Source organism: Paraburkholderia sp. BR10954, assembly GCF_040965775.1.
Lineage (GTDB): Bacteria > Pseudomonadota > Gammaproteobacteria > Burkholderiales > Burkholderiaceae > Paraburkholderia > Paraburkholderia youngii.
Genome location: NZ_JBFRCK010000085.1, coordinates 1 through 9612, shown reverse-complemented (window position 1 = coordinate 9612; position 9612 = coordinate 1). Strand labels below are relative to the sequence as shown.

Annotated in this window: 4 protein-coding genes and 3 pseudogenes; 4 read left to right on the top strand and 3 right to left on the bottom strand. The window is 61.6% G+C overall.

The window, feature by feature from the left end:
- Nucleotides 1–241 precede the first annotated feature (241 nt).
- A pseudogene (locus tag AB4Y34_RS39795) lies at nucleotides 242–1261 on the top strand (IS110 family transposase).
- 228 nt (nucleotides 1262–1489) lie between these two features.
- Here AB4Y34_RS39795 and gspK read toward each other — a convergent pair.
- From gspK to gspD, 3 genes are all read right to left on the bottom strand, one after another.
- A complete protein-coding gene (gene gspK, locus AB4Y34_RS39790) occupies nucleotides 1490–2527 on the bottom strand; it encodes a type II secretion system minor pseudopilin GspK (RefSeq protein WP_368719120.1) in 1038 nt (345 codons plus the stop codon).
- 71 nt (nucleotides 2528–2598) lie between these two features.
- Complete coding sequence (gspE, locus tag AB4Y34_RS39785; protein WP_368719119.1) at nucleotides 2599–4113, bottom strand: type II secretion system ATPase GspE; 1515 nt, start codon at nucleotides 4111–4113, stop codon at nucleotides 2599–2601.
- The gene (gspD, locus tag AB4Y34_RS39780) at nucleotides 4070–6196 is read right to left on the bottom strand and encodes a type II secretion system secretin GspD (RefSeq protein WP_368719118.1); all 2127 of its coding nucleotides are present in this window, start codon (nucleotides 6194–6196) and stop codon (nucleotides 4070–4072) included. Before gspD ends, gspE begins: the two co-directional genes overlap by 44 nt.
- Before the next feature lie 853 nt (nucleotides 6197–7049).
- Here gspD and AB4Y34_RS39775 point away from each other — a divergent pair.
- The 3 genes and pseudogenes from AB4Y34_RS39775 to AB4Y34_RS39765 form a co-directional block, all read left to right on the top strand.
- A complete protein-coding gene (locus AB4Y34_RS39775; protein WP_368719121.1) occupies nucleotides 7050–7235 on the top strand; it encodes a hypothetical protein in 186 nt (61 codons plus the stop codon).
- Nucleotides 7236–7726: 491 nt separating this feature from the next.
- Nucleotides 7727–8862 (top strand): annotated as a pseudogene (locus tag AB4Y34_RS39770) (IS3 family transposase).
- A gap of 348 nt (nucleotides 8863–9210) precedes the next feature.
- Nucleotides 9211–9612, top strand: a pseudogene (locus AB4Y34_RS39765) (S9 family peptidase); the annotation flags it as partial.

Genomic DNA, 9612 nt, shown 5'->3' with positions numbered 1-9612 from the left:
CGTGTCCCATGCTGGCCTCCGTGCTGGAAATCGCCGGGTGTCGCCCTCGTGCACACCATGCGGCTCTGGCAGCAATGCTAACCCGCGTCTGGTTTCTCACGGCGGGCCAGCCACCACCTCACGGAAATGGAATGGACGCCTCCCGCACGCGAGCGGTGACCCCGCTCGTACACGAGGAGCTTCAACGTGTTCGAAACCGAGGATTATTAAGGTCTTCAGAGCGAACCGGAGGTGAACAGCCATGAACCCCATCCCCGTAGGTGTCGACATTGCCAAAAGCGTCATTCAGGTCCACTGGGTAGACCCGAAGAGTGGTGAAGTCATCAACAAAGCAATCAGGCGGGACCGGTTTCTCGAATACTTCGCAAACCGCCCCACTTGCCTGATCGGAATGGAAGCATGTGGCGGTGCGCCCCATTGGGCGCGGCAACTGATGAAGTTGGGGCATCAGGTGAAGTTGATGCCCCCGAAGTTCGTCAAGGCCTTCAACATCGGCAACAAGAGTGATCCGGCCGATGCGCGCGCGATCTGGATGGCCACGCAGATTCCCAGCAAGGCAGTGGCCATCAAATCGGATGGCACAACAGGCAGTCCTCGCACTCCACCGCATGCGGCAGCAGTTGGTCAAGTTCCGCACGATGCAGATTAACAGCCTGCGTGGTCGGCTTGCCGAGTACGGTGAAGTCATGGGCCGCAGTCGGGAAGTGCTTGACAAGGCGATAGCCGGCGTTCTTGCGAAACTATCGGAGCGTCTGCCTGCCATGCTGATCGATACATTGCGTGCGCAGTGGAACAGCCTGACGGTGCTCGACAGGCAGATTGCTGAGATCGAGCAACGCCTGCGCATCTGGATGAGAGAGGATCAGGCCTGCAAGACGATCGCCGCCGTGCCTGGCGTTGGCTTGTTGACCGCTACCGCGGCGGTCGCCACGATGGGCGATGCGACAGCCTTTCACTCCGGCCGAGAATTTGCAGCCTGGATCGGCTTGGTACCGAAACAGACCGGTTCCGGCGGAAAGGTGCAGTTGCTCGGGATCAGCCGGCGAGGTGATACCTATTACGCACGCTACTCATCCACGGCGCGCGCAGTGTTCTGCGACATCCAGAAAAGGCTGGCGCATGGATAGAGCAGCTCGCCAAACGCCGCCCGTTCAACGTGGTAATCGTGGCTCTCGCCAACAAACTGGCCAGGACCATCTGGGCGCTTCTCGCCCACAACAGGCAATATCAGAGGGAACACGTCAGTTCCAAACCCGCGTAAGGGAGCACAAATCAGAGGAAACGATTCACAAGGCCGGTAGGTCAAAAGGTTGCGCTGGCAATCGCATGTGATGACGAGATAGGTTGGACCGGGACCCACCAAACCTGAGTATGACGGAGAGCCTCGAGCTCGACACGGAAACGAGGTGTGGGTCAGCGGATTTCATCGGGGCCTGCAGCATCGAAGCTGCATCAAGGGCCGGATATAAAGGCGCAGCCGCCTCATCCGTCACAGCGTGCGAAAGCCTTCGCAAAATGGGAGGCGTCCATATAAAGGCATACTGCCTAAAAAGTAGCTCGAATTGACGTCGAACTGATTCGGATCGATCGACGCCGATTGCACGCCGGCGGCGGTCAGCGCGAGCTGCACGTCGCCGGCGTTGCGGAAAAACACGGTCTGACGCCGCGCGACCAACGCCTGCGCCTGCGACACGGTCATGCCCGGCACCACCGCCGCGATCACTTCGGCCGACGCGGTGTTCATGTTGATCGCGGTGACCGTCGGCAGCACGGTGACGAACGGCCGCAGCTTTGCGACGATTTCCGGTGTGTAGCCCGGAATGTCGAGCAGCGAATCGACGCCCGTCATTAGCAGCGGCGCGACCGCCATGTTGTCGTCGCCGTCCTCGATGCCAGGCTGGTTCGTGAAGTTGCCGCCCGTCATACCGCCGCCGCCGACCTGCGGCGAGCTGCTGATCGACGTGCCGGTCTGAAAGCGCGTCGCCGATTGCGACAGCCCCGCGCGCACGTGCAGCGCGGTCACTTTGGCCAGCTGCCCGCTCAGGCCGAGCGACACCAGCAGGCGCTGATACGCGGCCATCTGCTCGGCGCTGATCTGCGTCACGCCAGGCGCCGGACTCGCGACCAGATTGCGCAGATTGAATCTGGACTGCGCGTCCTCGATCGAGCCCGACAGGTACGTGGCCGCGCCTTGCTCAGCGCGCACCTCGCCGATCTGGCCGAGAAAATCCGACAGCCGCGTTTTCGCGGCCGGCACGCCCCACAAGCCGTCCAGATACGTGATGCCCGCCGACGTATCGCCTTCGGAGCGCAGGATCAGCCGGGTCCAGTCGAGCGCGCCGCGCGCGACCCATTGCGCCTGCGACAGCATCCGCTGATTCTCGATGCGCCGGATCTGCACCTGATGGCGCCACAAAATGCTGGAGACGAGAATTGCCGACAGCGTCACCACGAGCAAGGCGCTGATGATGGCGGCGCCGCGCTGCCGTAGCTGCGCTTTCTGGCGAGAGCCGCTTTCCGCAGGCAACGCAGAAGCCGCACGGCGCGCATGAGAAAAGGAGAATCTCACGTCATTCTCTACGGAATGCCGGCATGCGCTTATGCTCCGCCCGTCACGCGAATCACCTCTTCGCGCGACGTCAGTCCCGATGCGAGCCAGCGCTCCGCATCCTCGCGCAGCGTGCGCATGCCTTGGGCGCGGCCCGCTTCGAGAATTTCGGCATCGGCCGCGTTGCGGTGGATCAGCGAGCGGATCGATTCGTCGATCAGCAACAGCTCGTAGACGCCGCGGCGTCCCGCGTAGCCCGATTGGCCACAACGGTCGCAGCCGACCGGATGCCAGCGCTTGCTACCGTCTTCCTCGGTGCGCTCTTCGCGGCACACCGGGCACAGCCGCCGCACCAGCCGCTGCGCGAGCACGCCGAGCAGCGACGATGCGAGCAGATACGGCTCGACGCCCATGTCGGTCAGACGAGTGACGGCCGATGCCGCGTCGTTCGTGTGCAGCGTGGCGAGCACCAGGTGGCCGGTCAGCGATGCCTGCACCGCGATCTGCGCGGTTTCGAGGTCGCGGATTTCGCCGATCATGATGACGTCCGGGTCCTGACGCAGAATCGAGCGCAATGCGCGCGCGAAGGTCATGCCGATCCGCTCGTTGACCTGCGTCTGGCCGATGCCGGACAGGTCGTATTCGATCGGGTCTTCCACCGTCATGATGTTGGTGGTTGCCGTCTCCAGTCGCGACATCGACGCATACAGCGTCGTCGTCTTGCCTGAGCCGGTCGGGCCCGTCACGAGCACGATGCCGTGCGGCTTGCCGATCAGCTTGTCGAACTGGCCGAGCGTGTCGGATGCCATGCCGAGCGCTTCGAGATTGAGCCGCGCCGCGTCTTTCTCGAGCAGACGCAGCACCGCGCGCTCGCCGTGGCCCGTCGGCAGCGTCGATACCCGCACATCGACCGGACGACCGCCAACGCGCAGCGTAATGCGGCCGTCCTGCGGCAAACGTTTTTCCGCGATGTCGAGCTGCGCCATGATCTTGATCCGCGAGATCAGCGCGCCGTGCAGCGCTTTCTTGGGCCGCACCACGTCGCGCAGCGTGCCGTCGACGCGAAAACGCACTACCGACGCATTCTCGAACGGCTCGATATGGATATCCGATGCCTGCTCGCGCGCCGCCTGTGTGAGCAGCGCGTTGATCATGCGGATGATCGGCGCGTCGTCTTCCGATTCGAGCAGATCCTCGACCTCGGGGATGTCCTGCATCAGCCGCGACAGATCGACTTCGCCTTCCACTTCGCCGACCACCTGCGCGGCGCTGCCGTCCTGGCGCGCATAGGCCTGGTTGATCGCCTGCGCGAGATCGTCGGCGGGCACGCGCACGACCGACACTACGCCGTAGTTGCGCGCGATTTCGGCAAGCGCGGCTTCGCTCGTGCGTTCGCTGATCCAGACTTCGAGGCTATCGGCATGCTGATGCGCGACCAGGATCTGGCCGCTGCGCGCAAAACCGTATGGCACGAGCCGGGCGGCAAGCGGCGAGGGCGCCGCGCGCTCGCCGGCCGCGGCATCACCGTTCAGCGGACGTTGCGAGGGCGCGGTTTGCACGGGCATCTGCGTCACGGACGCGCTCCCGGCGACACCGTGCTCGACACCGGGCCGCTTGCCGGCTCGACGACGGCCGGTTGCGCGGCATCGTCTGCGGCGCGGGTTGGGTCGTGGTCTGCGCGCCAGCTTGCGGCACGGCCTGCGGCGGTACCTGTTGAGGCATCATCTGCTGGCGGCGCATCTGGTTCAGGTCGAACAGGTTCATCGCCGGCACCCCGCCCTGGCTCGGGCCGAGCGGCATCGGCGGCACGACCGGATCGTCGCGATCCCTCATGATGTTGTTGTCCGAACGGTACGCGCCCTGCACACCCTGAATGTAGTCATAGCGGTTCGCCGTGACGGCCTGCGTGGTGTCGCGGTCGCTCAGGATCACCGGGCGCAGGAACACCATCAGGTTAGTCTTGGCGCGCGTCTTCTGCTCGGAGCGGAACAGCTGGCCCAGCCACGGAATGTCGCCGAGCAGCGGCACCTTGCTGTTGCGCACCCGATAGTCGTCCTGCATCAGGCCGCCGAGCACGATGATCTCGCCGTTATCGCACAGCACGGTCGACTGGATCGAACTCTTCGTGAATTCCGGGCTCGCCGGGTTCGTCGACGCGTTGTTCGTGCCGGTTACGATCGCCGAGTCTTCTGTATAGAGCTGCAGCTTCAGGATGCCGCCGTCGGTGATCTGCGGGTTCACGTGCAGCGTCAGACCGATGTCGGCGCGGTCGACCGTGTTGAACGCCGCGCTCGTCGTGCCGCTCGTCAGGTTCGAGTCGGAACCGGTCTGGATCGGCACGTTGTCACCGACGATGATCTTCGCTTCTTCGTTATCGAGCGTGATCAGGTTCGGCGTGGACAGCACGTTCGCATCGGCGGTCTGCGACAGCGCCTGCAGCAGACCGCCGAGACCCTGCACGCCGAACGTGTTGTGAATCCAGCCGATGTTCGGACCCTGCTGGACAGGCGCTGCGCTGGAGGCGGGAGCCGTGGCCAGACCCTTTCCGACGCCAGCGGCCGCGGCCGGCGTCAGGTTGATGATGCTGTTGCCCGTGCCAGCCGCGAGGTTAGTACCGTCAAACAGGTTATCGTTCGCGACCTGCCACTGAATGCCGAGATTGCCGCTCGTATTCGAGTTGAGCTCGACGATCAGTGCGTCGATATAGACCCGCGCGCGACGCGCATCGAGCTGGTCGATCACCGCGCGCAAGTTCCGGTACGTCGCTTCGGGCGCGGTAATGATCACCGAGTTGGTCGTGGGATCGGCGGTGATCATGCCGCCGCCAGTGCTGTTCTGATTGAACGAGTTCGCATCGTTCGAACCGCCTGACGAACCCTCGTCGCCGTCCTTGCCGAGCATGCTGCGTAGCGTGCGCGCGAGCTTCGTCGCGTCGGCATTGCGTAGCGGCACGACGTGGATGTTGCCCGGCATCGTGGTCGGCATGTCGAGCTGCTTGGCGAGCTCCTTGGCGGCCGCGAGGCGTGTGGTGTTCGACGCGCGCATCAGCAGCGAGTTGGTGCGCGGATCGGACGAGATCGACACCTTGCGCGTCGCGTCCGTGCTGCCGATCGAGCCCGGATCGAGCATCTTGTTCATCTGCTGCGCGATGTCGATCGCGTTCGCGTTCTTCAGCGGCACGACTGCAAACGCCTGGCCGGCCGCGCTATCGAAATCGGCGATGATCCGGGCGATGCGCCGCACGTTGTCGGCGTAGTCGGTGACGACGATCGTATTTTTGGCGGGGTAGGCCGCGACCGTGTTGTTCGGCGAGACCAGCGAACGCAGTACGGGCAGCAGATTGTTGGCCGACTCATTCCTCAGCGCGAAGACCTGCGTGATGACCAGGTCGCCGCGCGCCGTCGGCGCGTTGCCGACGTAGGTCGGCACGCCTTGCAGCTTGGTGTCGGCCTCGAGCACCACTTTCAGCACGCCATGATCCTGCACGGGCGCGAACCCCTGCATGCGCAGCGCGGACTGCAGGGTTTTGAGCGCCTGATCCTGAGGCACCGAATTTTCGGACACGAGCGCGTGTGCAGTTTGCGCGGTCATCGGTGCAGCCAGCAGCAATGCGGTTGCGACGCGAGATAAAGCCATAGTATTTGCCATCCAAAATGTGTATGATTCTGGTCACATTCAATGTGAGAGCAACGAAACGGCAGGTTTGCCCTTACATGATTTGCTGGGAGGATTGCCAGAAAACAGCGCTGCTTACCTCTCAGTCCTTCCCGGTCAGGTAGAATCGGTCGTTTGCCAATGACGACTGCAGAGTCAAAACCTGCAATTGGCTACCGTCGCCCGGGTCGAAGACGCTCAAGTGCGATGCGTGCCCGCAGCACCAGATTAGACGCCTAGTTTCGTGGCATAGGGAGTAAGACCGCCTTGGAATGCGCTGCTGCCGATGGTCCAGCAGTGACTGGTGATTTTTGTCGTTAGACATGTTCGGAAAATCCGCAGATTCAGTTCGAGACGGATGTTGCGATGAATCGCCAGTGATCCAGAGTGAATGTCGGACTCAATCCCGGCGTCATTGTATTGCCTCCTGAACGCGCGCGTCCTGCAGCGTGTCTTGCAGAAACTTTCGTGCATGAGAGAGACGGGCCTGCTTGATATCAGTGCACTCCGTGAGATCTGATTTCGTGTTCAATCCTCATTCAAGCCACTCCTAATGACTCACGAGAAGCAAAAAGCAAAAGTCGAGCCAGCACCACTGGGGGGCGCCACTTTGGCCGGTCGTTGACGTTTGTTTCGGCCGGTGGTGAGGAGTCGGAGGCGGCGTAGCCGCCGGAAAAGACGGCCCACCGGCGGCGCCGCGTCGGCGGGGCAATAGGATGGCTGATCGATTCTTAAAGAAGAAGCGGTCAGCACATGTCTGGAACCCGCATCACCGACCAACAGGTTCGCCTCTACATAAACAAGCGCAAGCACCATCCGCAGGACGGCCGCGAAGGCAGGTATAAGCGTGCGCATCTACGGCGGTCGGCTCGACTGTTACCTGTCCGGCGTGCTGGTCCACAGCACCGCTCGGGGCTCACGTGCGCACGACAACCGCCACGCGCTCCATTACCGCCACTTCATTGACGCGCTGAAGCGCAAATCCCAGGCATTCAAGGGGCTCGCGTTTCGTGACGCACTGTTCCCGCGTTAGGCTTACCGCAGAACCTGGGAGCAACTCGATGCCCGCATGTCACAACGCGACGCATGCAAGACGATGGTCAGCCTGCTTGAGCTCGCGGGCCTGCACGGCGTGGGGCGGTACTGGCAGGGAAGCTTCATGCGAATGACAACTACCCCGTTGGGCCGCAGTCGAATTCTGTGCCCGCGATCGTGCGAGTTTTGAGATGCGGAGCGGTACGCGTTCGGACAAATCGCAGCAGGTTGCGCGGTGGCCATTCAGTGAGCCTGTGCACGAGGTAGACGTACGGCTCAAGGTCGCTGGCGCTGCATACGAGCACGACTTAGTCAACGGGGGCTGGCCATCTCCGTGTGCAGTGACGCATTTCCTCCAAACGGGCCGACGGTTGTAGGAAAGGTTGGGTTGCGGACAAACAGAGGTGGCGCCGAGAATTCGGACAGTTCGTTGAGTGGAAAAGCTGGGGCGTGAGTCGGTCATAATGGGCGGCAACAAGGAACCAGAAGATGACGAAACGAAACCGACGGACACACTCAGCAGCGTTCAAGGCAAAGGTGGCACTCGCGGCGCTCGAGGGCGACAAGACGCTGGCAGAGCTGGCCCAGCAGTTTGATGTCCATCCGAATCAGATCACGGACTGGAAGAAGCAACTGCAGGAGCGGGTTGCCGATGTGTTCGAAGCGGGCAACTCGGCGCCAGCGGCACCGCCAGTCGACGTGAAGGTACTGCACGCGAAGCTCGGGCAGTTGACGCTGGAGAATGATTTTTTAGAATGCGCGCTCAGCAAGGCGGGATTGCTGGGCGTAAGGCGATGATTGATCGTGATCACGCTCTGCCGGTGACACAGCAGTCCCGGCTGTAGGCATCAGCCGGGCGAGCGCCTATTACCAATCGCGTGGGGTCAGCGAAGCGGATCTGAAGTTGATGCGCCGGATTGACGAACTTCACCTCGAGCATCCATTTGCAGGAGCACGAATGCTGGCACGGCTGCTGCGTCGCGAAGGCAGCAAGGTCGGGCGCAGGCACGTCGGCACCTTGATGAAGCGCATGGGCATCGAGGCGTTGTATCGCAAGCCGAACACGAGCCGCAAGCATGCAGCCCACAGGATCTGGCCATACCTGCTACGCAACCGGAAGATCGACCGGGCCAATCAGGTCTGGGCACTCGATACGAGCTATATCCCGATGGCGCGCGGCTTCCTCTATCTGACGGCCGTCGTGGACTGGGCGAGTCGTCGGGTGCTGGCATACCGGGTGGCGATCACGCTGGAGAGCTGCCACGCTGTCGAGGCGCTGGAGGAAGCGTTTGCGAAGTACGGGATGCCTGAGATCGTCAACACGGATCAAGGCAGCCCAGTTCACCGCAACCGAATTCACCGACGCGGTGCTCAGCCGGAACGTTCTTCTGTCCATGGATGGAAAGGGCGCCTGGCGTGACAACGTGTTCGTCGAACGGGTGTGGCGCAGCGTCAAATATGAAGAGGTCTATCTGAAAGCCTATGACTCGGTCAGCCACGCCCGCAGCTCAATCGGGGATTACCTGAACTGGTATAACCAGAACCGGCCTGATGCCAGGCTGGCCGACCAGACACCGGATGAAGCATACTTCGCCACGCTGCCAGCGATAAAATCGGCAGCCTGATTGCCTCAGCGATTCCACTTAAAAACTCGCGGATCCTGTCTGAACGAACGAGGCCACCTGTCGCGGCGTCTTCGCTGGCTTATTCATCTGCCGACTTGCAGTTTCCAAGACCGGCCACTCTACTTCCCGTTATCGCGACAGAACCTCACCGGTCACCTCGCTGGCGCTCAGCGGACACTGATCATACCCGTTCGCATTCGCTGATGGCATAAAAATTGCGGCAAGGTAAGCGGACGACGTAACCTATACAAGGCCAAACATTCATGCAACAAAATTGTCACCATCTTTCTGCTTCTAGTTTCCTACTGCACGTTGCTATCGGCTGCTGACAACCAGGGGAACGGAACCATGCCCCCCTTTGCTCTTACCCCCTCAGACTTTCAGCGGGCTCTCACAGTTCGTTATCAATACTCGGAAAAAATTGTCAATTTCGTCGATACCCCGCCTTTCTGGCTTTCGCCCGAGACCTTTGCCTACCGACGGACGACACATGGTGAGCGCCAGTTCATTAAATTCAATATCAAAACTGGGAAGAAGCAACCGGCTTTCGATCATAGCCGCCTTGCCGAAGCCTTAAATAAGGCGGCCTCCTCCAATTTCCGAGGCAATTCGCTGCCCTTTGGCCGCTTCGAAATCGGACAAGACGGCAACCAGTTGCTGTTCTCCATTGATTCCGTTCAGTGGAGTTGTGATCTTTCAAGCTACATCTGCACTAGGATCTCTCAGGGCGAAATCTTGTCATTTCATAAC

Bases quoted from the DNA above. Each gene is read 5' to 3' on its own strand.
- gspE (WP_368719119.1), bottom strand. From the start codon at position 4,113: ATGCCCGTGCAAACCGCGCCCTCGCAACGTCCGCTGAACGGTGATGCC.
- gspD (WP_368719118.1), bottom strand. From the start codon at position 6,196: ATGGCAAATACTATGGCTTTATCTCGCGTCGCAACCGCATTGCTGCTG.